Below are 25791 nucleotides of genomic sequence, written 5' to 3'. Positions count from 1 at the left end.
TTTTCCTCCTACCAGTATAATGTCCAATCTTTATAAAAACGAAGTAAGGCTTCCATGTAGAAATAGTCTCCCCAGATGTTCGCTTCATCCACACCTTTTCCTGAATGCCATGAGTAAACACCATGAGTTAATAAGCCATTTTCTTTTTCTAAGTCTGTGTAAGTATAATTTTTAATCAAACTACCCAACATTGCATGAGAAGCGTAACGATACGTCATTGCTAATTCATCTGATTCTGGCAAGTATTTCAACATTTCATTCATGCCACATACCGCAATCGCTCCAGATGAAGAATCTCTTGATTGACCACTACCATCAGTAAAGATTAAATCCCAATATGGAACTAAATCCTCTGGTAAACGATTTAATAAATAGTTTGTAACAGCTTTGAAGTCCTCTACAATGTAATCATTGTGTGTTTGATAATATTGAAGTGCCATACCATACACAATCCATGCTTGTCCTCGTGCCCAACTTGAATCGTCTGAATACCCTTGACGAGTCACGCCTTTTAATGGTTCACCTGTTTTAGGGTCGAAGTAGAATGTATGGAAACTTGAAGCATTTTCTCGAATCGCTGTTTTTAATGTTGTTTGATAGTGCTTGTCCGCAATATCTGAATACGTCATATCTCCCGTTTCTTCTGACGCCCAGTAAAGAAGTGGGATGTTTAACATGCAATCAACGATTAAACGGTAATTATCTTCTGCACCTAACTCGCCCCAAGCTTGAATGAATTCACCTTTTTCTTGGTATCTAGAAATCAGTTGGTCTGCTGCTAAAATGCTAGCTTTTTTAGCTTCTTCATTTCCTGTTAATTTGTATGCGCTCACACAAGACGGGATGTAAAGAAACCCTAAATCATGATGGTCAACTTCTATTTTTTCTTCAATACGATGTAAAAAATCTGTGACATGTTTGTCAGCTAATTGGTGATATTTTTCGTCACCAGTGTATTCATAAGCTAGCCATAACATCCCCGTCCAAAAACCATTTGTCCACTCGATATTTTTCATTTTCTCATAAAAACCATTTTTAGTAGCAGGACTTGGATAGGTTTCACCAAATTTTTTAATGTTCTCATCTACTAAAGCCACTGCATGATCTAATGCACCTGTGATGTCTTTTTTAGATAATAATCCTGATCCATAATAACGTTGTGCATTTAATAAATCTTCTTTTATCATCGCCACTTCTCTCCTTTATTAGTCTCACTTTATATATAGCAAGTAGCGTGCCAACTTTTTAAAACGCTTTATTGATAACGTTTTAAAAACGAGACATTGGATGTGTAACCAAAAAAATTGGATTTACTTTATTAAAAAGTAAATCCAATTAGATTTGCTTGAAACAATTGATGCAAGTAGGATATTTCCCCTAAATCAACTGAGACATGATAGACTGACTCAAACTTTTCCAGTCCTTGTTTAATAACATTTATAAAATACGAGTGATTTTCACTAAACTCTTCTTCATCCATTAAAGTGTTTTGAACATACTCTCTAGTAATCACACGCTCAATCATACAACTGATATGAATATATAATGCTGTCTTTAGATTATTCGGAATTTTTATATCAAAAGCTTGTTCCCAATAATCAATCATCGCTGAAATTAACTCAATGGTTTTTTCTGGATTTAAAATACTTAACATCGTAACCAAATTTTCTAATGACAAAGTTTTCATGACACCATTATTCAAATGTTGAATGTCTAATGGGGCCAAATACAGCTCAAATATGTTTGCCAAATGCTTGTACCCATCCTCAGATACCACATCATCAATCCCAATATATTTCACACCGTCAACTTGCGGATCAGCAGTGCCTAAAATACCGATAATATCATAACGATTAAACATCGTAGTATTGGTTTTCATTTTTTTCAGATGTGCATAATCGGATAAAACAAGTTGAATTGGCGTATTTTTAGGTAAATTTTCAGAAATTACTTCTTGTAATTTCTTGGCTGTCCCCATACCTGATTGGCACGAAATAATTAATGCTGGGACTTTTTTCTTATCTGGTTGGAACATAGAGTAGGTTGAAAAATGCTGACGAGAAGATTCTTTCCCAATCATTTCAATATGTTCATTATTCACAATTCTAAAACCAACATCTAATGCTAGTTGAGTTGAGACATTGTTGATAATCACAATCGACCCATCTACTCGGTGCTCGAGTGCTTCTTTTAAGTCGTGCGTATGACCAATATCAATTAATATAATTGTTCCATTTGCTGTTTCATGCAAGGAAAGGTAACGTTGCAGCTTCACGATAATCTCATTAAAACTCACATCTAATGACATATCAATTCCTTGATACACCTTTTGACCAATCATAGCATTCGTTGTTTCCGCTAGACTAGATGCCGTGCTTTTTCCGTGGCAAATAATGACACCATTGATTTGTTCTTTGTGTTTCAATCGGCGATAATAAGTAAAAATCATATTTAAAATCAAATAGTCCCACTCATTTAATTCAATATGACCGATATTTGACATCTCTTTAAACAAATAAACAAATAAATCAACGGTATTCGTAACATACTCTAGCTTTTCTTTAAACAATTGATTGTACTGTTTTACTCTATCGACTGCATACTCACTGTCTGATTCTCTAGCTAACAACAGCTCGATAAATAATAATAAAATGTCACGTGTTTCTGGCAATACTTCGATTTGGTGCGTTTCATACATCACACGACAAACCTCATCAATCATGGATACTAACTTGATTTTTAATGGCTTGTCTATCAACGCCCGGTTATTAATTGATTTAAACTGTTCCTCTATTTTTTCAAACGACACATTAATCCAGTAATGCGAATTGAGTTCTTCTCTCAAATATTGTTTGCCAATGCTATCAAGCTCTCCGTATAATACATCAAAAAACGTCGCAATAGACCGATAACTTGGGTCAATGACCGTCCCAGTTGGGGTGATTTTTATTTTATCTTTTGGCGTTAAATCAATTGCTCGAAACGCTTCTTTTTTCATATTATCAGGTAAATCACTAATCGAAACCGTTAATTCTTCCCCTAACCCTTGACGAACAAAGGCATTACCACAAATGTAACGGATTAAATTTTGTAATTCTCCTACGTTTCCAACAAATTTATAAGCTAATAAAAAATGAAACAGTGCATCTTCAATTAAAATATCTTTTTTCAGTAACAAAGCTTCTTGTCGAAAAAAATGATACAAGAATTCACGTTTTTCTCTAATACCACGACTTTCTAGTGACGGCACTTTTGCTACTATCGGAATACGTCTTGTGAATGTATCCAGCAAGTAATCATCCAATGTTTCGGTTGTCGCAAACATTAATCTCACATCTGCATGTGACCATATTTCATTTTCTCCTACTGGCTTGTATTTTCCCTCATCGATAAAATAAAATAGTTTCTCTTGATTTTCTGGTGTTAAACGATGGACTTCATCTATGAATAACACACCTTTATCAGCTAATACTAATAGTCCCTTACTATCCTCATCGGCCCCTGTGAAACTTCCCTTTTTGTGTCCAAATAATTTAGAAGATAATAATTCTGGATTATCTGCATATTCTGCACAGTTAAACGTAATTAAAGGTGCTGTTTCATCTAATAAATCCATTTGTTTTGCATAATCGTAAAAGCGCTTAACTAAATATGTTTTCCCAGAACCTGTTGGCCCAGTTAAAAGAAACGGCATTCCTTTTGGTGGATAACTTAAAGCAATTTTTCCTTGCTTAATCACATGATTCAAACTACTTTGACTGCCAATCAACTGATCAAAGACATCGGTTTTATCTGCCAATAATTCCTCAAAAGAGTCATAAACAGATTTAGATAATTCTTGATTTAAAAAATCTGAGACCAATTGTTTTGGCAAATAATAGACTGGTTTAGAATTAATTTTGATTAATTCACCTTCTTTAAACAAGTTGTTTAGATGGTGATTAACAATATTTGTTTCTTGATTCATTACCTTCTTTAAACAAGTTGTTTAGATGGTGATTAACAATATTTGTTTCTTCCCTGTCACCCCAGATATATGATGAGTTGTTGCAAAGTCACATGATTCTTCATTTAATGTATCGACTAATTCAAATCCTTGTTCTAAAAGCAGTAAATAATTCACTTTATTCATCCGTATCATCCTATACTCTGACTTTCTAGTTAAAAAATCCACAAGATAAATATCTTGCGGATATAAGCTTTGGTAAAAAAATTATAGTTCATCTCAATCTGTTTGTAAATTATAAATCAAACTCTTGGCTATATTCTTTTCCAAATACTTCAATTTGTGTTAACGCTGGAAACGGTGAGTCATCCTCATGTTTGATGAGATTTTTTAATGTCACACTCGTCACAACAGTTGATGGAATATCAAAAAACTGACGATCAAGAGCATTCGTTGTATCAAGTACATATTCATCTCCTGTCGATAACTCTAAAGTCACACGTGTCCAGTAACTATCATGTGGATAATCTCCACGTAACACAAGCGCTACTTTATCAATTAACACTTCGCGTGCGAAATCAATCGTAATTTGTGCATCCGCTCGTTGATTAATTCCCCATGACTGATATGGATATGACCCATGATTTTCATTTGCGACAATTCCATCAATGGCATTTCTAGCAAAGAATGTTGAGTCATTACGTGTTTCCACATTTGCATAGGCATGAGGATAACCTTTCGAATCATCTTTTTGATCATGCGGATTTTTAGCTAAATTTCTGTAGGCGTTGATTTCATCTATTGTCGGTAACCACGCTTTAACAAAATGTCTAGTTCCTTTAAACACGTTTGGCGAATAAGCTAAACCTAACTTTTCATCTAAAATCACTTGATAGCGCCACTTGGTACCCTCTACATAAATCAAACTAGGCTCAATCGCTGCATCCATCTGTACCCAAACTAGTTGATTTGGTTCACTTAAAGTCAACTCAAAATAATCTCCTAATTGATAGGGATAATTCTTAAAAACTAAGTACGTCTCACCTTCTCTAGAACGTTCTTGTTTTATGGTTTCTTTATTTTTTAACGATAAAGTTAACTTGTTCTCATCCTTTCGATTAACGATTTATTTTACTTGAATCACTATTGATAAACTGCTCGACTTCGTCTTTTGAAATATATAGCGAATCTCCTGAATAGGTATGCTTTAATACAGACATACCCGTAGCAAATTCTATGCTGTGTTGTGGGTCATCTTGTGTGAGTAACCCATGTAGCATACCAGAAGAAAATGCATCTCCCCCGCCAATTCGGTCAACAATATATGGTATATGGAAATTTCTTGATTGATACAGCTGACCATCGTGCCACAAATTACCTTGAATATAGTTTTCATCAGTTGATACCACGTCACGTGTTGTCGAATAAATCACTGAAATATTTGGATACATCTCTTGCATTTTTTGACTATAATAAGTCAATTCATCGACAGTTGAAGCTGCGTCCTCAAGCGGTGTGACACCGAGTAGATTAATGGCATCTAATTTACCTGCAGAAAAAATATCAACAAATGGTAAGATTTTTTTATAAACATCTGATGCTTTTTCTAAGGACCATAATTTTGCACGATAATTACTGTCAAAAGAAACTGTTACCCCTCGTTCTTTTGCTCGTTTCATCAAATCACATGTTATAGTCACTAAATCATCACTTAAAGCAGGTGTGATACCAGACACATGGAACAAGTCTACTCCGTCAAATATCGTATTATCTGCCCACATCGTTTCTGTTAGTTCTGCTAAACTTGAGTGCTTTCTGTCATATACCACACTTGTTGCTCTAGGACCTGCTCCTACTTCAACAAAATAAGCACCTAGTCTGTCTCCAGAATAATAAACATCTGAGGTAGCCACACCATATTTACGAAAATGCTGTAATGCTCCTTGACCTAATGGGTTTTTGGGAACCACCGACAAAAGTGACACATCATGAGATAACCCACTTAGACCAATACTCACATTGGCTTCACTGCCACCATAATGGAAAAAAAGTCGTGAACTATCTTCTAAGTGTTGACCTTTTTCAGTTGAATAACGAATTAATATTTCACCTAATGTGACAACTTTTCCCATGCTAGTTCCCTCTTATTTCATATAGTTTTTTCACGTAAGTCTGAGCATTCTCAGTCACCACGTCATAATTATCTCCAGTTAATCCTTTAGTTAAATTGCTGCCAATTCCAACTGCAAGCACACCATTATCAAACCATTCTTGCATGTTATCTAAACTCACACCACCAGTTGGCATTAAATTCACATGAGGAAGTGGTCCTTTCACGTCTTTAATAAAGCGTGGTCCCACAATATCTCCAGGAAACACTTTAATAATATCAACTCCATAAGCTAATGCTGTATTAATTTCAGTAATAGACATACATCCCGGTAAATAAGGTATCTGATACAAATTACATATTTGAGCTACATCGGCAGCAAATGATGGACTCACGATAAAATCGGCACCTGATAAAATAGCTAATCTAGCTGTCGTTACATCCAAAACGGTACCAGCACCAATTACAACCGAATCATCTTCTTTGTATTCTTGTACTAAGTCTTCAATCACACCACTCGCATTTGGTGTCGTATACGCCACTTCAATGGCTTTAATATCACCTGCAACTGTTGCTTTTGAAATATTAACACCATCTTCTTTTGAGTTTCCACGAATCACGGCTACTAACCCACATTGTTGTAATTTTGATAATACTTGTACTTTTTTCATCAAATTTCCTCTTTTCTTTGATTAACAAATTGGTACCAAAAGACACCTAATAACATCATAAAAATGGCCAATATAATAGCTGCCATGCCCCAGAATATAGTATATATTTGGGCAAGATACCCTGTAACGATTGGCATGGTGATACCACCTAATCCACCAATCACTAATATCCAACCTAGTGACATTGGATGTTTTTTAATGGATGAGCCTGCTATTGTCATAGCTGTTGGGTAAATCCCTCCCATTGAAATACCTAAACCTAACACTGATACTAAAATCATGGTGACACTGTTACTTGCAAGTAATAGCCCATAAAAAATGGCACTACCAATACTAATAAGAGTAATCAATGTTCCCCGTGACAGGCGACTACCTAAGAAAACACAACCTAATCGACCAATTAAAATCCCTACCCATAATAACGACGAAATCATTTGAGATTGTTGGATAGTTAATAAATCAGACTGAATAAAATATGTCACCAACCAGCCTGTGATAGCAGATTCTGCACACAGATAGAAAAAGATAATGATAATCGTATTCCAAAACAGTGAATCTTTAAAAAACGAATAATCTTTTTCTTTAGTTGTTTGATCTTTCGCTAAGATATCTCCTTCAATTGGCATATTAAAAAACATCATTTGAGAGACTACAATCAATCCTATAATTCCTACTAATAACCAACGCCATCCATTTAAACCAAATAACTGACCGAATAGAATCACTAAAAATGGCGACAATAACGCCCCGATTGCAAATAAACTATGTAAAAAATTTAATGCTGAAGGGTTACTATCTGTAATATCATTGACCGTCTTATTGTTAAAATTTGAAATACTTCCTCGACTAATTCCGGTAAAGAAAAAAGCACATAAAAGTATCCACGGTGTTCCTACACCAATTATTAATAAAAAACCAATAATTACAAAACTACTTAAAAACAAAATCGATTTTTTTCGGCCATAATACAGCGGTAATATTCCGGCCACAAAACTTGCAATCAAATTCCCAGCCTGATGACTTGATAACAACATCCCACTGACTGTTTCGTTTAATGAATAAGCGTCACTCAATAACGGTAAAATCGAACCAAATACCATTGAGTACAATCCATTAACAAAAAATATAAAGAAACAACACCATAAAATATATTTATCTACTGCATTTAATTGTTTATAAAACGACATTTTTTCTACTCTCTACCATCTTTCTATTTAAAATAAAAAAGTAGCACGAGAATCGTGCTACTCGCGTGATTAAGGTTGTTTTCCTATATACGCTAAAATTCCACCGTCTACATATAAAATGTGTCCATTAACAAAATCAGATGCTTTAGATGCTAAGAAAACTGCTGATCCTTGTAAATCTTCAACCGTTCCCCAACGTGCAGCTGGTGTTTTGGCAATAATAAAGTCATTAAATGGATGACCTTCTTCACGTAATGGAGCTGTTTGAGGTGTTGCAATATAACCAGGGCCAATTCCATTACATTGAATATTATGTTCACCAAACTCGGCACAAATATTTTTCGTTAACATTTTTAGTCCGCCTTTAGCAGCTGCATAAGCACTAACTGTTTCACGTCCTAATTCACTCATCATTGAGCAAATGTTAATAATTTTTCCATGACCTTTTTCAATCATGCCCGGTAACACAGCTTTCGACATAATAAATGGACCATTTAAGTCAATATCAATAACTTGTCTAAAGTCCTCTACTGACATATCTAACATTGGCATACGTTTGATGATTCCAGCATTATTTACTAGGATATCAATTGTTCCAACCTCTTCTTCTATTTGTTTAACTGCTGCATTCACTGCTGATTCATCTGTTACATCAAACACATAACCTTTTGCATCAATTCCTGCTGCTTTATAGTTTTCAGCACCTTGAGCCACTGATTCTTCACTAATACTGTTATAAACAATCGTTGCGCCTGCTTCATGTAAGGCTTGAGCGATACCAAAACCAATACCGTAAATCCCGCCAGTTACTAAAGCCACTTTGCCATCTAATCTAAATGAATCCATTGAAAATTTTGTCATAGTTTACACCCCTATTATTTTAAGTCATCCATAGCGACCATATCCATGTCACCATATGTGATGTTTTCGCCACACATTGCCCAGATAAATGTATAATCTGCCGTTCCCACACCTGTATGGATTGACCAACTTGGTGAAATAGTTGCTTGTTCGTTACCCATTACTAAATGTTTTGTTTCATCTGGTTTACCCATAAAATGGAAAACTTTTGTATCTGGATCCATATCAAAGTATAGATAAGTTTCCATACGACGCTCATGTGTGTGACATGGCATAGTGTTCCATGATGAACCTTCTGCTAAGATAGTGTATCCCATTTGCAATTGACAGCTTTCACAAACGTTTGGATGAATATATTGATAGATTTTACGTTTGTTTAATGTTGTTGATTCACCAGTTTCCATCGGTGTGATATTATCAATGCTGATTTTCACATTTGGGTAAATTTTATGTGCTGGTACTGATACACAATAGAATTTCGCTGGATTACTTGCATCATCTGATTTGAACTGTACTTGTTTTGTTTCTTTACCTATATAGTAACCATCTTGTTTCTTCATAGGTTCTTCTGTACCATTGATAATGATTGAACCAGGGCCACCAATATTAATCACGCCTAATTCACGACGCTCTAGAAAATAATCAACACCTAATTCAGTTGATAGTCTAATTTCTAATGTTTCATTAGTTGGTGTTACACCCCCAAAAATCATACGATCATTATGTGTGTAAGTTAGTAATACTTCTCCTGGGACAAATAACTTTTCAACTAAAAACTCATCTCTTAGTTGTTCTGTTGAAAAATGACGAATCATCTCTGGACTGCTTCCGTACCTTGTTTCCATCTTCATGCTAAATTACCCCTTTTCTTATTCGGAAATAACATTTCTTATTAAGAAATCTATAAACTGATTATAGCGACTTCCTCAAAAAAATGCAACCCTTTTCATCAAGAATATATATTCATGAACTCTTTGTACTAATATAAATAGAAAAAAGATATACAAAATGGCTAATTCTTCTGCTTTAACAGATAAACAATGGTACATAAAAGAAAACAGGCAAAATTTATAAACAAAGAAAATTGTTGTAGAACTAGCCATTAGAAATCTGAACACTAATTTGTTGTTCACTCATTTCTCTGTTAGATGAAAAGACAAGGTAGTTAATGAGTTAGGTTTTGCATTAATTGCAATAAACATAAGAAAATTAACTGGCTATAGGTAGTTGAAAAGTATGAATGAACTCAGAAGGAGCTGCACCAAAAGTATTAGAATAGAAAAAATCCCATGAAATCCGTTAATTATAACGTTGATTTCATGGGACTTTTTATTTTGATAGTTAAGTGATTTTTATTTAAAAAGTTACTTTTGAGTCAGCCTATTTCTCCATGGGATGAAATTGAACATATGCTTTAAACAGCATAAACCATTACATAGAATCGGAATGTGTCTATCTATTGTTTTAACTTTACAACATAATCGTATAAAACAAAAAAATTTTTTAAGCTTAGCTAAAACTGGAAAGGGTTTTTTATTTTATAGCATTGATTTGTTTTTAAAACGGTTTTTTATTGTATTTTTTATAAACGCTGATTGTAACATTAAGCTAGACAACTAAAAAAATCATTTGTGATACACTCAAATTGGATTTCCAACCAAAGTAAACAAGGAGAGTGATCACAGTGACCTATACACATCTGACTACAGACAAGCTAGTTTTAATAGATTATTATTACCATCAAAAGTTGAAATTTAATCAAAACAAACTACTAGGCTATTAATATAGCTAACAGCTTTTGACTTCCATATTTTAATGAAGTAGGTTGATAGATTAACGAGATTTTATCTTATTCTTAGATTTGCAACACAACCATACTATCTATATTGGATAAGGGAAAAATTTTAATTCGCCAGAAACATATTCACCAACAAATATTTGATTAATATTTTTCAATCCAGCTTTATTTACTTCTGAGTTTAGCCAATCTAGATCTTTATGAATCATTTCAAGTATACCCATATCAGGTTGTCCATCAATAATCACAGGATATCTAGTTGATTCATCACCGTATTCTGTAATTGTTAATTGTCCATTTTGTTCTATAATAGCTCGTTTAACTTGAGACACATCACTAATCCCATTTTCTCTCAACTTTAACATCAATTCACGCCCCTGTATTCCCTGCTTCATACATTGACCTACATTAATCATCCTATCTTTAATTAGTACTGAGGTATTTCCATCAACAATTACTTTCATAAAATGAAAATTTTCTTTTAAATATTTAACTATCATAACCAGTATTGTCAAAACTAACAAAACAACGAGAAATTGTCACACTGTAACAGATTCATTATAAATAACGCCTCCTATAATTCCCCCCAATACATAATTTTGAATCTGATCCATTGGAGATGATGGAGCTAAGTTACTTTTTCCCATAAGATTAATCTGAAATACGAGACAAATAATGCCTAAAATAAACTTAATAACAATTCCATTCACATTCATTTATTTTTAACTCCCTAATTTTTTTTGATAATTTCTCCGTTTAACAACGTAACTTTTTTCAAACTAAATGCAGACTTATCAGCATTTAGTTCAACCGAATAATAGGATTCATTCAATTTTATAATCGTGCTATCATTTAATTGATATGAATTTATATATATATTATTTTTATCAATTTTTTCCTTTTCTGATAAAACATTAATAAAATTTAGAACTTCAGAAACTTGATGTTTTTGATTTAAGGATTGAGAATAATCCATGTATTGCATACAAGAAATTAATAATAGTGACAAAAAAGCTATAACTGCTAGATCTCTACACTTTGTTTCAAATCTTTTTTTTAAGAATACAATAATAAGAATAATAAGGCCAAATAGTAAAAACATACCTATGTATAGAATAATGTTATTTATACTTACTTGATTTTCAAGAATATCAACACTGTAAAAATCCATAAAAATTTCACTCCTTCATAAAATTAACTTATTGCTAAAAACTGCTCACGATGCGTGGGCTCTTATTTTAAAACATAGTCTTTCAACTGATTTATTATCCTCTCAATTCTTTAGTATTCTCTTCACATTTGATGCAAGTTTAATCTTTAATAGTTACTTTGATATTAATATTTTTTAAAGGATGACCTATGAATAAAAGCAGTAATAACAATACACACATTCCTTGTACAACATCTATTAAAATCATTGGTCACTTCTTTTTGATGCGTTCTACAAATGAGTTAGCAAAAATTACTCCCAACAATTTAGTTAGTACAATGGACACGCAGCTAAGAATGAAAGTAACACACGTTTTTTTCTTAATATATCCAATTTGAGATTGTAGAACTAGACATTTTACTGCCAAAAGGCGCAATAAGTTGATGTTTATCCTTTCATTGTTCCTCGTATTTCATTCTAATCAACAGGATATTATTTCCTTTTACCTACCTACATCCGTTAGTTTAAGTTTAGAATTATATATACCTACATTGTACTAATATTTTTAAAAACGCCCATGTCAATACTTCAAAGGCTAGCGAGAAATATGGTTATGTTGCAAAGGTTAATGAAGTGCGATGTTTCGATATAATAACTCTAAATAAAATTATTGAAGGAACGATGATGAAGTAATATTTTAAGAGAAAACAATACAACTATCGAAATACTATTGAATCCATTGACGTATATTGACGTTTACTGCCATTTTCCTTTAAATTATTGTGATTGTTCTATTATAGTAATGAAAAAACAGCATTAGAGTTAGCCACACAACGATTAAAGGATTTGAGGTTGCTTCGGCACTATATAAAAAAAGTCGAAGAGAAATTAACCTCTTCGACTTTTTCCCGTGGGATGAAATTGAAATCTGCTTAACACAGAATAGCCCATTAAATAAAATTGGGATACGTCTGTCTAATTTTTTAACTTTGCAACACAAACAATATCAATTTGTTGATACTTCTGCTTAGCTTTAATTTATTTGTTATCAAACTTTTCTTTAACGTCACCAATAACTTCTTCTGTTTTGTCTTTTATATCAGAACTAACTTCTTTAATTTTACCTTCAACTTGTTTTAAAACGCCTTCACCTTTTAATTCTTCATTGCTTGTAACATCACCAGTAGTTTCTTTTACTTTGCCAACTACTTTATCTATTTTTCCATTATTCGTCATTATAATAACCTCCTATTCTTAATTACAACACTGTTATACTATTTTCTAATTCTCACTACCTACTGAGGTTAGCCATCTACTTTACTCTTGAACCCATAACATTATCCTGAACATTTGATACTTGATCGCTTAATTTATCTCCAACATCTGAAGCAGTTTCTTTTACGTTATCTGTCTTTTTAGAAATAAAATTACTCGTATTTTCTGCAGCTTCTGATAACTTATCTTGTACTGTTGTATTATCTTCTTCATATTGTTCTTTGGATTTTACATCCACAACATTTACATTTACCTCTACAACATTTAGACCTGTCATCTTTTTGATTTCTCTAGAAGTGATTTCTTTTATGCTATCATAAACGTTATTCATATTTCGACCGTATTCACAAACAATATCTAAATCGACAGCGACTTGTTCTTTACCAACTTCTACATCAATACCCGATGTAACATCATCTGTATTGACAATTTTTCCTGCTAAATTAGATAAAAAACCGCCATCAACAGTTAATAATCCATCAATTTCTTCCAAAGCAATACCTATTATTTTTTGTATCACTTTATCATCAAACGTCAAATTTCCTTTTATTGTTTTATTTTGAGCCTGTCCTTTAGTATCTGTTGTTTTACCTTTTTTGTCTTCATTTTTATTACTCATTGTAATTCCTCCCTATATTTTATTAATTATATTAATCAATCTAAAAAATTTTAGATTGTAAATAAAACCCGATATAACATCCAAGTAATGTAAATATTAGGACAAATAATGTTTTAAAAAAACCGACTATTATAATTGATAAACTAATTAATAGCCCTATAATACCAAATAAAACAGTAAGTTTATAATGGTTCAAAAGTTCTTTTAACAAAGTTATCCCCCCTTTTTAAATAACTCGACTTTTATTAGAATCGCTAGATTTATAGTTCTGAAAATTTACTCGGACTGTCATATTTTCCTCTATGCCAAACAGGGTAAGCAACCTATGTTCAATATTCTTTGAAATACTTTCTTTTCTCTTAACTAAGTCATTAGTGGATTCGTTAATATTGGCTTCTATATTAACGATAATTTTATTTTTTTTAAGAATAGATGTTACTTTCGGTTCATCTAAAAAAGGCTCATTTTTTAAAATATTTAAGACAAAATTATCAATTGCTTTGTTTTGAACTGATAAATATCCAGAACTTTCTTTAATTTTTATTTGGTTCTTTTTAACAGGGATAAAAAGAAGAATGACTATGGAGACCAAAGATACACAAATCCAAAAAATACTTAACCAAAAAATAACACTTGATAGATAGGTATTAAAATATGGATAGTTTTGAATTTTAATCAAAGATAAAGGTAAACTAACAGCATATTGTGAGATAGTAATAGCAGAAAATAAAGGAATAATTAAAGTCAAGATTAGAACAGTCAAGAATATTTTTATACTAGTTTTCAAACTACTCACCTTCTTTCTAAATGTAATCGTTTAATTAATTGTACTATATTTAAAAAAAAAAAGAAAGTAATTTAAATGATAATTACGATGAAGGTGATCAATGTGTTATACAGTTTAATTCAGGATTATTTTTCGATATAATAACTTTAACTAGTATTACTGGAGGAACGATGATGAAGAAACATTTTAAGGGAAAACAAAACGACTATCGAATTATTATTGAAGTCGTTGACTGATACTACTATTTTTCTTTAAGTTATCGTGATTGCTCCATTATAATAGATAAAATACAGCATTAAAATTAGACAAACAACGATTTATTACATGGTAAATTATTGTATTATATTTGGAAAAAAAGAAATAGAAGTAAAAAGTTTAGTGATCCCTGGAAAATTGATGAGACGGATGTCAAGATGAAAGGGAAGCATTATTACCATTATCGTGCGATTGATTCAAATAGAAACACTCTAGATATGTGGTTGCGAAATCATCGCGATATAGTCTCTACTAAAGCCTTTATGAAGCGAATCATTCGAGTTTATGGTCAGCCAAGTTCCATTGTGACGGATAACTATGCTTCTTCACTCAAGGTAATTAAAGAACTAAAGGCAAAGAGGATTCTTGATTAAATAGTGAGTCATTTTATACTGTTGCAGCAACGATTAAAGGATTTGAGGTTGTTTCGGCACTACATAAATAGGCTGTACACTAAATTGTGTTAATAGACTAAAATTAGAAAGTAGTCTAATTATGTTACAAAATGTTATTAGTTAGATTTTCTACAGATAATGAATCTCCTTGAACCTCTCGTGACTTCTATCATGAGAGGTTCAAATACTATTTATTTTTTGAACAATGATAAAAAGGTTAAATTTAATCAAAAAAGACTGCTAGTATATTAATACATCTAACAGTCTTTTAATTTCCTTATTTTGTTTAAGTTTCGTGAACTGAAATGTTAATGATTATATAAAAAAGCAGATATTAGATAAAGTAAAACAATGTGTGCAGGATAGAAGATATAGAAGAAGTACTTCATCCCTTTACCTTTTTGTCCGTTGTACATCATAATAGGTATAATAGCAAATATCATAATCCATTGTATAGATCCCATAAATAAATAGAATAACGCTGCTATTATAATTATCAAAATTTGTATGTTTCGATTATTTCTAAAAATATATAACAACGGTATCAATAACACCATAATACCATTCTCAGCTAAAAATATTGCAGGCATAAATGCCATAATGAATGTCATGATACTAGGATTTTGTAAAATGGTTGGGTTAGATAAAGCAATACTTACTAGAATAGAAGAAATAAATGGTAATAAAATCAATAAAAAGCCACACAATATGTTTAATACATTCTTATGTTTCTTTCCAGAAGTGATTAAATCTATCCCCGCCATCATTAAAGTTCCGATAAATAAATCTCTAAAAATATTATTTATTAAAACCACTTGATCATAGTGTACAATTTTTTCCAAAAAGAATGTAAGGAAAGACATTAAAATCATTGAAATATAAAGTCTTAGCATGTATCTTTTTTTACTTTTGGTATGAGAAAAACCAACAACACTAACAAAAAAGAACAGAGTTGCTACTGGTCTTCCAAACCAATCTACCCAGTTTGGAATACCAAATGGTACAAACATTTGATGTATATGATCAATAAACATCAGTATAATACCTATAATTTTAATATCAAAAATGGATAACCTCTTAGTCTTTAAAATATTATTCAAATTAATTCCTCCTAAAAAATCATAAGTGTAATATATAACAAATTTAGTAGTAAATACAAATTTAAACCTATTATTTAGATTAAATAATAGGTTTTTCATCTACCAAATAAACAAAATTAACTAACACTCTTGTTATTTGTGTAATTTATTTAATACATTTTTGGGAATTTTAGTTTCTGATATCTCGTTAGGTCCTTTAGTAACACGTTTTTTACTTATTTCAGCTTTTACATATGAACCAGGTGTTAGTGGTTTTAATTGATCACTCTCTCCAGTTAAATCGTATTCCATTTTTTGTACACTTCCATCTTCTTTAACAAAATCAAAATCATAGCTGTAAGTTTTGCTTCCAGCAACTACACTTCCATCTTGATATGTTGCGTCTTTTATTTCTGGAATTTTATCTGAAACTTTGGCGTAAGCAACTTCACTTTTATATGTTTCAGCATAATATTTATAACCTTTATATCCTACAAATACCATTACTACTAGTAATACACTTAAAATAACTTTTTTTATCATAAAATATCGCTCCTTTATAATTCATATAAAATATTTTTTTAAATTAATTAAACCTTCCAGACATATATAAGAGTATTAATCCTATGATAGATAGGATAGTTCCATAAAACATCTGAGAGATCATGGAAATGTCACCCAATAACAAACGAAAAAGGAACCACTTCCTACCAAAAACAAACAGAAAAACACCTATTAAAAATATAAAGACTCCTAAAATAACTAAAGGATTATTTACATAGTTAGCATTCATTGAATTCTCCCCATTTCTTACCGATATTACATAATACCGTGTAGTATTTTCTAATAAAAAAATATATTTGATTGATCTATATTTTTTTAATAATCATCTAATTCTTTAGGTATAACGATACTGCTATATAAAACTACGGTTAATACATAATAAATAGTATATAAAAATATAAATATAGAAAAAGGTATCCAAATTCCTTCGTATGGATTACTTATAAACTCTTTGAACATTTGTAAACCAAACAGTACATGGATAATACCTAAAATTCCAGGTAAAAAGAATAAAACACCTATTTCTTGTATAACTGCTTTTTTTAGAAGTGATTGTCTAGTTCCTATTTTACGTAACATTTGGAAACGTGCTTTATCAGTATTAGCAGATGATAAAATTTTAAACATTAAACAACTTGCTAACATCGTTAAAAATGCTAATCCTAAAAAGAATCCCATAAATTGAAATCCAGCAGAGATAGAATTTATTGTTTGATATGTTTCATATTTTTGTGATACATTATCCATTTCATTATTCGAATTCATACTTGGGTTATTACGATTATTTTCTAAAACTAATTTTTTGATTTGTGGCAAACTGTCTTTAAAGTTAACTACTTTGATTAGTTCTAGGTTTGTCTTAGGTAGATTTAGTATGTTAAACTCCGCATTAGAGATAAATTTTATCTCTTTATTCCTTTGGTCGGGTGTCATATATTTTTTTAAAATGGTAATCCCATCTTGATTTTCCTTTAATTGATTTCCAGTATATTCATTAATTTTTTGACTATCTATATTTTTATCTTGTAATGGCTGCTTATTAAATTCATCTGAATTATAATATAAAGTATTCGAATCTTCTTTTTGACTATATTTTGCATCAAAATTTATATCTAAATCATTTATTTGTTTTTGATTTATTTTATCTGAATTATTTAATACCAAGTCATATGTTTCACTATTGTTAGCTATTTTAATTGGCTGAGATCTAAATGCCAGACCAACGGTAATAGCCCCCATCGCTAATGCAAATAAGATAGACACCATTGTTAAAATTTGAGTGTATTCCCTGATTCTAAAAGTTAATTGTGATAGTGTAAAGTTTGTTAGTTTTTTCATTGATATGGAATCAATATTTTTCATTAAACTCAAAACAACAATAGCAATCGCATGAAACAAGCAATAACTTCCTATTACTATAGTGACAAGTGCTACCTCAATTGAAAATAATTTATATGTTTGAATATTATCCAACATATAATATCCAAGACCTAAACTTAAAGATCCGAATATTGCTTCAAGTATAGAGAGAATTGGACGTCTCACTAATTTTTTCGTAGTTGATTGTTCGTTTAATAATTGTAAAATTTGTTTACTCATAACAGAACTCGAATTAATAAGTGATGTTATGATAAATAAAATACTAAAGATTGAAAGTGTCCAAACAATAGCTAGTAAGTTAAATGGTGAAAATCCTGTAACCACTATTTCTAATTGACTCATTAAAAAATAATTAACAACATAAGTAAGACACACGCCTAATAAAATACCGATTAATGTAGCAGATAACCCTATAATAAATGTCTCTAAAAAGATTATTTGAGCAATTTTTTTAGTTTTTGCACCTAACATCATGAGCATGGCATACGTTCTTTGTCGTAATGTCATCAAAAAAGAATTGGCGTAGAGTATGTATACAATTGTAATAATAGTTAATAAAATAGTTCCTAGTTGAAAAATCAGCGTTGCCATACTGATACTGGTATTTCCTTCTAAAAAAGCTTTATTTGTTGCAAGACTTTGAAACATGTAAAAAATAGCTGAGGCAATAATTAAACCCGAGAAGAGAATCATATAATCTCGTAATCGACTCTTTATACCTGTCATAGATAATTTCCAAATCATCGTTTTTTCTTTCCTTTCTATTGCTCTAAATTACCTAAAGAGACTAAAATTTCTCGGTAAAATTCATCGCGTGATTTTTCTTCACGATTTAATTCTTGGTGTATTACACCATCTTTTATAAATAAAATACGTTTACAGTAGCTAGCCGAGAATGGATCATGCGTTACCATTAAAACTGATACATTATCCTCATAATTTAGCTCATTCATCATATCGAGCAAATCTTTTGCACTTTTAGAATCCAAAGCACCTGTTGGCTCATCTGCTAATAAAATGTTAGGATCAGTGACTAGTGCTCTCGCTGCAGCGACACGCTGTTTTTGCCCGCCAGACAAAGCAGTAGGGTATTTGTCTAAAATGTCACTAATTCCCAAATGATGTGCTACAGTATTTATTTTATTTTTAATGATTTTAGGCTTTAAATTTTGTAATGATAGAGGAATCGCAATATTTTCTGAAGCAGTCATGGTTTCTAATAAATTGAAATCTTGAAAAATAAACCCAATCTTTTGTCCTCTAAAATCAGCTAATTTATCTCCTCTTAGTTTCATAACGTCTTCACCAGCTATTTTTACGTCACCGTTAGTTGGTTTATCAAGAGTGGACAAAATGTTTAATAAGGTTGATTTTCCTGAACCAGATGCTCCCATAATCCCAATGAATTCCCCTTCTTCTACATCAAACGTTACATCGTTTAAAGCAATTGTTTGTTTTTCATTGTTTTTTCCATATACTTTTTTTAAATTTTTTACACTTACTACTAATGCCATATACATTCCCCTTAAAGTTAGATTTAAATAATAAAACCAAAGATATATATAGACCTTACACTAAATAAAAAAAATAATATATAGTACTTTAGTATGATTTATTTAAAACAACGTAGTTTAAGGTGAATACAAGCTATTTTTTTATATAAAAAGCTTTATAATTTAAAATAAATAGAAATACAAGCAGGTTTTTAGTCAGAATCATTAATTATTTTTTTAACGATATTTTATTGGTATTTTTTAAAATTTTCATTGACCAAATGAAGCTAGATAAAATATCGTTTGTCTACATAACTCAAAAATACTTCCAATGGTATTTTATAATTTAATGATTTTCTAGGAATATTATTTCTTGTAGATGCAATAGATTGGATAAAACATTCCTCAACTTCGTTTAAATCCATTTGTTTAGGCAATAAATCTTTACGTAATAACTCATTAGAGTGTTCATTTAAGCCTCGTTGTGAGGGTGTTCCTGGATTGGCAAAATAACTATCAATATCATTTAGATTGCTGATTGATTTCCAATCAGAAAATTCTTTACCACAATCGAATGTGATTGATTTAAATAGATAGCATGGAAACTTTTTAAACCAATTATTTAAACTATTTTCGATATTTTTCGCTCGTCTGTAGTAAGATGTGCATAGATAGGTCATTTGTGTTTATTCTCCTTGATTTCTTTGGTTGGAAAGACAATTTGAGTGTATCACAAATGATTTTTTTATTTATCTAGCTTAATTTACAATCGGTGTTCAATTTGCTTAAAATAATCTGTCTTTAAATCACCAAAAAAGATCTAGAAAACCAAATGCTTTCTAGATCTTAAATTCTAACGTATCAGTCCTTAACAACAGTAATTGACAAAGAGATAATATTTTCATTCTTAAATCCCTATTTCTTTATTTTAAAAACTTTAAAAAAACTTAGACGAAACGAGTATACTACGGATTTAAATCATTTAATAATGTAAAAATAAGAATTTTCTTCCCACACGCTAATTAATCTCATTTCATGTTTGAGACTTTTTATCAAAATTATTATCCATCAGCACGAATTAGTATACAGCGCTGTTTAGTTTATTTATTCCGTTTCAATTTCCACCCTAACAATCCTCCTGCTAACGTTAATAATAATAGTCCTGTACTTAATAATGATTTATTATCATATTCACCTGTAGATGGTAATTTTTGTTTACCTACTGTCCCTTTTCCAATCACTTTATTGTCTTTATCCTTGATTGTGATTTCATCGCCACCAACCCCTTTGCCGGATACTACTTGCTCTCCTTCTGTTGGTTGGTTGATTGTCGGTTTATGGGCGTCTTTATCGAATGGTTTTTCAGCCACCGTTGTGGTCCCTGGGGTCCCTTCTTTTCCATCGGTCATTGGGATAACGGTTAATTCTTCCCCTTTTTCTAACGGACGATCGGTTTTAACAGTAAACGTGCCATCTTCTGCTACTGTCCCTGTTCCAATCACGTTATTATCTTTATCCTTGATCGTGATTTTATCGCCACCAACCCCTTTGCCGGATACTACTTGCTCTCCTTCTGTTGGTTGGTTGACGGTTGGTTTATGGGCGTCTTTATCGAATGGTTTTTCAGCCACCGTTGTGGTCCCTGGGGTCCCTTCTTTTCCATCGGTCATTGGGATAACGGTTAATTCTTCCCCTTTTTCTAACGGACGATCGGTTTTAACAGTAAACGTGCCATCTTCTGCTACTGTCCCTGTTCCAATCACGTTATTATCTTTATCCTTGATCGTGATTTTATCGCCACCAACCCCTTTGCCGGATACTACTTGCTCTCCTTCTGTTGGTTGGTTGACGGTTGGTTTATGGGCGTCTTTATCGAATGGTTTTTCAGCCACCGTTGTGGTCCCTGGGGTCCCTTCTTTTCCATCGGTCATTGGGATAACAGTTAATTCTTCCCCTTTTTCTAACGGACGATCGGTTTTAACAGTAAACGTGCCATCTTCTGCTACTGTCCCTGTTCCAATCACTTTATTGTCTTTATCCTTGATCGTGATCTCATCGCCACCAACCCCTTTGCCGGATACTACTTGCTCTCCTTCTGTTGGTTGGTTGACGGTTGGTTTATGGGCGTCTTTATCGAATGGTTTTTCAGCCACCGTTGTGGTCCCTGGGGTCCCTTCTTTTCCATCGGTCATTGGGATAACAGTTAATTCTTCCCCTTTTTCTAACGGACGATCGGTTTTAACAGTAAACGTGCCATCTTCTGCTACTGTCCCTGTTCCAATCACTTTATTGTCTTTATCCTTGATCGTGATCTCATCGCCACCAACCCCTTTGCCGGATACTACTTGCTCTCCTTCTGTTGGTTGGTTGATTGTCGGTTTATGGGCGTCTTTATCGAATGGTTTTTCAGCCACCGTTGTGGTCCCTGGGGTCCCTTCTTTTCCATCTGTCGTTGGGGTCACCGTTAATTCTTCCCCTTTTTCTAACGGACGATCGGTTTTAACAGTAAACGTGCCATCTTCTGCTACTGTCCCTGTTCCAATCACTTTATTGTCTTTATCCTTGATCGTGATCTCATCGCCACCAACCCCTTTGCCGGATACTACTTGCTCTCCTTCTGTTGGTTGGTTGATTGTCGGTTTATGGGCGTCTTTATCGAATGGTTTTTCAGCCACCGTTGTGGTCCCTGGGGTCCCTTCTTTTCCATCTGTCGTTGGGGTCACCGTTAATTCTTCCCCTTTTTCTAACGGACGATCGGTTTTAACAGTAAACGTGCCATCTTCTGCTACTGTCCCTGTTCCAATCACGTTATTATCTTTATCCTTGATCGTGATTTTATCGCCACCAATCCCTTTGCCGGATACTGCTTGATCTCCTTCTGTTGGTTGGTTGATTGTCGGTTTATGGGCGTCTTTATCGAATGGTTTTTCAGCCACCGTTGTGGTCCCTGGGGTCCCTTCTTTTCCATCTGTCGTTGGGGTCACCGTTAATTCTTCCCCTTTTTCTAACGGACGATCGGTTTTAACAGTAAACGTGCCATCTTCTGCTACTGTCCCTGTTCCAATCACTTTATTGTCTTTATCCTTGATCGTGATTTTATCGCCACCAATCCCTTTGCCGGATACTGCTTGATCTCCTTCTGTTGGTTGGTTGATTGTCGGTTTATGGGCGTCTTTATCGAATGGTTTTTCAGCCACCGTTGTGGTCCCTGGGGTCCCTTCTTTTCCATCGGTCATTGGGATAACAGTTAATTCTTCCCCTTTTTCTAACGGACGATCGGTTTTAACAGTAAACGTGCCATCTTCTGCTACTGTCCCTGTTCCAATCACGTTATTATCTTTATCCTTGATCGTGATTTTATCGCCACCAACCCCTTTACCGGATACTACTTGCTCTCCTTCTGTTGGTTGGTTGACGGTTGGTTTATGGGCGTCTTTATCGAATGGTTTTTCAGCCACCGTTGTGGTCCCTGGGGTCCCTTCTTTTCCATCGGTCATTGGGATAACAGTTAATTCTTCCCCTTTTTCTAACGGACGATCGGTTTTAACAGTAAACGTGCCATCTTCTGCTACTGTCCCTGTTCCAATCACGTTATTATCTTTATCCTTGATCGTGATTTTATCGCCACCAACCCCTTTACCGGATACTACTTGCTCTCCTTCTGTTGGTTGGTTGACGGTTGGTTTATGGGCGTCTTTATCGAATGGTTTTTCAGCCACCGTTGTGGTCCCTGGGGTCCCTTCTTTTCCATCGGTCATTGGGATAACAGTTAATTCTTCCCCTTTTTCTAACGGACGATCGGTTTTAACAGTAAACGTGCCATCTTCTGCTACTGTCCCTGTTCCAATCACGTTACTATCTTTATCCTTGATCGTGATTTTATCGCCACCAATCCCTTTGCCGGATACTGCTTGCTCTCCTTCTGTTGGTTGGTTGATTGTCGGTTTATGGGCGTCTTTATCGAATGGTTTTTCAGCCACCGTTGTGGTCCCTGGGGTCCCTTCTTTTCCATCGGTCATTGGGATAACAGTTAATTCTTCCCCTTTTTCTAACGGACGATCGGTTTTAACAGTAAACGTGCCATCTTCTGCTACTGTCCCTGTTCCAATCACTTTATTGTCTTTATCCTTGATCGTGATCTCATCGCCACCAACCCCTTTGCCGGATACTACTTGCTCTCCTTCTGTTGGTTGGTTGATTGTCGGTTTATGGGCGTCTTTATCGAATGGTTTTTCAGCCACCGTTGTGGTCCCTGGGGTCCCTTCTTTTCCATCTGTCGTTGGGGTCACCGTTAATTCTTCCCCTTTTTCTAACGGACGATCGGTTTTAACAGTAAACGTGCCATCTTCTGCTACTGTCCCTGTTCCAATCACTTTATTGTCTTTATCCTTGATCGTGATCTCATCGCCACCAACCCCTTTGCCGGATACTACTTGCTCTCCTTCTGTTGGTTGGTTGATTGTCGGTTTATGGGCGTCTTTATCGAATGGTTTTTCAGCCACCGTTGTGGTCCCTGGGGTCCCTTCTTTTCCATCTGTCGTTGGGGTCACCGTTAATTCTTCCCCTTTTTCTAACGGACGATCGGTTTTAACAGTAAACGTGCCATCTTCTGCTACTGTCCCTGTTCCAATCACTTTATTGTCTTTATCCTTGATCGTGATCTCATCGCCACCAACCCCTTTGCCGGATACTACTTGCTCTCCTTCTGTTGGTTGGTTGATTGTCGGTTTATGGGCGTCTTTATCGAATGGTTTTTCTCTCTCTACTGAAACTGCTTTAATTTTAGCGACACCTTCCGTAATTTGGCTAAGAACGTCTTCTCCAGTAGCATCAAAAGTACTCTTTCTATATTGTGACAATAAACTATCAACTTCTTTTAAAGCTTTTTCTTTTGCACCTTCTTTAGCATCGGTAACTGCATTTATTTCTGCCTTTTTAGATTTGGCCTCATCTTCAAATTGTTTAAACCCTGAATCTTGATTTGTAAAATCTTCGCTAGCTTGCTCTAATTTTGCTTCAATTGTTTTCTTATATAAACTATTTACATCAGACAAGCTATCAAAGTCAGTTACTTCACTTAAAGATTTCATATCGTCTATATAACCTTTTTCTACAATAGATATAGACTTTTCAAAGGTTTTATTTTTTTCTTCTTCCGTAAAGTTACTTAGATTCATTATGCCTCTTCTATTGCTCTCAACATCCTGCTTAGAAAAAAGAAAAATCTCATTTCTATTTGGATTAATGACTAGAGAAGTTCCATCGATAAAATGGATAACCGTATTACCGTCTTCAAAAGCTCTTTCATTGCCAAATGCCTCATCCCCTGAGAAATCAACTCTTAACTTAACAGTGGGCTGCCCTATAATATTAGTTCCACCTATTATTTTTGCCTTAGAATTGGTCTTAGTACTATTTTTTCCATTATTTAATTGGAACTCGATATAATCTACATCAGTAGCTTTTTTACCATTAATTTCATAGAGTAGGTTTAAATAAGAATTACTACCATCTGTCTGTGCTGTAGATCCTGATTCACCTATCAATATTGGTGGATAATAGAGTTGTTTATAGTTTACTACAGTATCTGCATGAACAGTAATAGAAGATAATCCTGACAAAGTGTTTATATTACTAGAAATTGACTCTAAACCAATCATCGTCGTGATAATTGCTGCATAAACCCATACTTTTTTTACTTTCCTCCTTTTATATCTATGTATCTTATCTTGAGGTTTAGCATTTAAAAAGTTCACTATCTTCTTCCTTTGTTTATCATTCATAAATTAACACTCCCTATTTATATATTTTTTCACTGTGCTGATTAGTTTAATATCAATACAAAAAAGAATCATTTTTTTATTTATATTTGCTTTTTTATAACTTAAACAACACAATATAAAACACAATATACGCTTTTTCAACAATAAATAACCTTATAGATGTTATACTATCACTATATATATATATGCCATTTATTTTATATAAATAATACATTTTAAGTTTTAAAAAGTAAAGAATAAAGACCTGATTTCAAAAAATGTACTTTTTTTAGTTATTTTACGTCTGATAAATATACAAAAATTTATTATAAATTATATAGGTTTTACGGACTTCGTTTATTGTAAAAAAATAGAGGTAAGTAGCGTACCCAAAAAAGTTAAGCTGTATATTTTTTGACATAGATAAAAAATTCATCTGCCTTTATTCTTTTACATTTC

At 33.0% G+C, this 25791-nt stretch carries 19 protein-coding genes and 4 pseudogenes; 2 read left to right on the top strand and 21 right to left on the bottom strand.

Translation table 11 applies throughout. The features are described from left to right. Positions 1 to 8 precede the first annotated feature (8 nt). From BHY08_RS00940 to BHY08_RS00895, 11 genes and pseudogenes are all read right to left on the bottom strand, one after another. Complete coding sequence (locus BHY08_RS00940; RefSeq protein ID WP_071456082.1) at positions 9 to 1187, bottom strand: glycoside hydrolase family 88 protein; 1179 nt, start codon at positions 1185 to 1187, stop codon at positions 9 to 11. A 131-nt stretch (positions 1188 to 1318) separates the two neighbouring features. After that, positions 1319 to 3967 carry a sigma 54-interacting transcriptional regulator gene (locus BHY08_RS00935; protein ID WP_071456081.1) on the bottom strand — a complete coding sequence of 883 codons (2649 nt, stop codon included), beginning with the start codon at positions 3965 to 3967 and terminating at the stop codon, positions 1319 to 1321. A 21-nt stretch (positions 3968 to 3988) separates the two neighbouring features. Then, a complete protein-coding gene (locus tag BHY08_RS10880) occupies positions 3989 to 4132 on the bottom strand; it encodes a hypothetical protein (protein WP_157093614.1) in 144 nt (47 codons plus the stop codon). A 109-nt stretch (positions 4133 to 4241) separates the two neighbouring features. Next, complete coding sequence (locus tag BHY08_RS00930) at positions 4242 to 4934, bottom strand: hypothetical protein (RefSeq protein WP_245729983.1); 693 nt, start codon at positions 4932 to 4934, stop codon at positions 4242 to 4244. Between the two features lie 130 nt (positions 4935 to 5064). Next, on the bottom strand, positions 5065 to 6078 hold the full coding sequence (locus BHY08_RS00925) for a sugar kinase (RefSeq protein WP_071456079.1): 1014 nt from the start codon (positions 6076 to 6078) through the stop codon (positions 5065 to 5067). Position 6079: 1 nt separating this feature from the next. After that, entirely contained in the window at positions 6080 to 6727 is a 648-nt protein-coding gene (locus tag BHY08_RS00920) for a bifunctional 4-hydroxy-2-oxoglutarate aldolase/2-dehydro-3-deoxy-phosphogluconate aldolase (protein WP_071456078.1), read from the bottom strand. Beyond that, positions 6727 to 7914: an MFS transporter gene (locus tag BHY08_RS00915; protein WP_071456077.1), complete on the bottom strand. Its 1188-nt coding sequence runs from the start codon at positions 7912 to 7914 to the stop codon at positions 6727 to 6729. The genes BHY08_RS00920 and BHY08_RS00915 overlap by 1 nt, the downstream gene beginning before the upstream one ends. Before the next feature lie 69 nt (positions 7915 to 7983). Continuing rightward, on the bottom strand, positions 7984 to 8775 hold the full coding sequence (locus tag BHY08_RS00910; RefSeq protein ID WP_071456076.1) for a gluconate 5-dehydrogenase: 792 nt from the start codon (positions 8773 to 8775) through the stop codon (positions 7984 to 7986). A 14-nt stretch (positions 8776 to 8789) separates the two neighbouring features. Further along, positions 8790 to 9620 carry a 5-dehydro-4-deoxy-D-glucuronate isomerase gene (gene kduI, locus BHY08_RS00905; RefSeq protein WP_118251024.1) on the bottom strand — a complete coding sequence of 277 codons (831 nt, stop codon included), beginning with the start codon at positions 9618 to 9620 and terminating at the stop codon, positions 8790 to 8792. Between the two features lie 1036 nt (positions 9621 to 10656). Continuing rightward, positions 10657 to 11289, bottom strand: a pseudogene (locus BHY08_RS00900) (DUF421 domain-containing protein). 14 nt (positions 11290 to 11303) lie between these two features. Beyond that, positions 11304 to 11744, bottom strand: a complete 441-nt coding sequence (locus BHY08_RS00895; RefSeq protein WP_071456074.1) for a DUF3290 family protein — start codon at positions 11742 to 11744, stop codon at positions 11304 to 11306. A gap of 809 nt (positions 11745 to 12553) precedes the next feature. On the opposite strand from BHY08_RS00895, the pseudogene BHY08_RS11135 reads away from it, so the two are divergent. Then, positions 12554 to 12649: pseudogene (locus BHY08_RS11135) on the top strand (IS6 family transposase); the annotation flags it as partial. 112 nt (positions 12650 to 12761) lie between these two features. Here the strand turns inward: BHY08_RS11135 and BHY08_RS00890 are convergent. The 4 genes from BHY08_RS00890 to amaP all read right to left on the bottom strand — a co-directional run bounded on the left by BHY08_RS00890 (position 12762) and on the right by amaP (position 14404). After that, positions 12762 to 12959: a CsbD family protein gene (locus tag BHY08_RS00890; protein WP_071456073.1), complete on the bottom strand. Its 198-nt coding sequence runs from the start codon at positions 12957 to 12959 to the stop codon at positions 12762 to 12764. 76 nt (positions 12960 to 13035) lie between these two features. Beyond that, complete coding sequence (locus tag BHY08_RS00885) at positions 13036 to 13617, bottom strand: Asp23/Gls24 family envelope stress response protein (RefSeq protein ID WP_071456072.1); 582 nt, start codon at positions 13615 to 13617, stop codon at positions 13036 to 13038. Positions 13618 to 13657: 40 nt separating this feature from the next. Further along, positions 13658 to 13813, bottom strand: a complete 156-nt coding sequence (locus tag BHY08_RS10635; RefSeq protein WP_233541947.1) for a DUF2273 domain-containing protein — start codon at positions 13811 to 13813, stop codon at positions 13658 to 13660. A 30-nt stretch (positions 13814 to 13843) separates the two neighbouring features. Further along, the gene (gene amaP / locus BHY08_RS00880) at positions 13844 to 14404 is read right to left on the bottom strand and encodes an alkaline shock response membrane anchor protein AmaP (protein WP_071456071.1); all 561 of its coding nucleotides are present in this window, start codon (positions 14402 to 14404) and stop codon (positions 13844 to 13846) included. A 173-nt stretch (positions 14405 to 14577) separates the two neighbouring features. Here amaP and BHY08_RS11200 point away from each other — a divergent pair. Beyond that, positions 14578 to 15101: pseudogene (locus BHY08_RS11200) on the top strand (DDE-type integrase/transposase/recombinase); the annotation flags it as partial. A gap of 261 nt (positions 15102 to 15362) precedes the next feature. On the opposite strand, the gene BHY08_RS00870 reads toward BHY08_RS11200, so the two are convergent. The 6 genes and pseudogenes from BHY08_RS00870 to BHY08_RS00840 all read right to left on the bottom strand — a co-directional run bounded on the left by BHY08_RS00870 (position 15363) and on the right by BHY08_RS00840 (position 25353). Beyond that, a complete protein-coding gene (locus BHY08_RS00870) occupies positions 15363 to 16088 on the bottom strand; it encodes a TraX family protein (RefSeq protein ID WP_233541946.1) in 726 nt (241 codons plus the stop codon). 198 nt (positions 16089 to 16286) lie between these two features. Continuing rightward, positions 16287 to 16676 carry a DUF1093 domain-containing protein gene (locus BHY08_RS00865; protein WP_071456068.1) on the bottom strand — a complete coding sequence of 130 codons (390 nt, stop codon included), beginning with the start codon at positions 16674 to 16676 and terminating at the stop codon, positions 16287 to 16289. Between the two features lie 336 nt (positions 16677 to 17012). Further along, the gene (locus tag BHY08_RS00855) at positions 17013 to 18821 is read right to left on the bottom strand and encodes an FtsX-like permease family protein (RefSeq protein ID WP_071456066.1); all 1809 of its coding nucleotides are present in this window, start codon (positions 18819 to 18821) and stop codon (positions 17013 to 17015) included. A gap of 17 nt (positions 18822 to 18838) precedes the next feature. Next, positions 18839 to 19591 (bottom strand): ABC transporter ATP-binding protein, encoded by a 753-nt coding sequence (locus tag BHY08_RS00850; protein ID WP_071456065.1) that lies wholly within the window; start codon positions 19589 to 19591, stop codon positions 18839 to 18841. Between the two features lie 266 nt (positions 19592 to 19857). Continuing rightward, positions 19858 to 20223 (bottom strand): annotated as a pseudogene (locus BHY08_RS00845) (IS30 family transposase); the annotation flags it as partial. A 447-nt stretch (positions 20224 to 20670) separates the two neighbouring features. After that, positions 20671 to 25353 (bottom strand): Ig-like domain-containing protein, encoded by a 4683-nt coding sequence (locus BHY08_RS00840; protein WP_084657141.1) that lies wholly within the window; start codon positions 25351 to 25353, stop codon positions 20671 to 20673. Between the last annotated feature and the right edge of the window lie 438 nt (positions 25354 to 25791).

Source organism: Vagococcus teuberi, assembly GCF_001870205.1.
Classification (GTDB): Bacteria; Bacillota; Bacilli; order Lactobacillales; family Vagococcaceae; genus Vagococcus; species Vagococcus teuberi.
The sequence above is the reverse complement of the archived record's forward strand: the minus strand, read 5'-3'. Positions and strand labels throughout refer to the sequence as shown.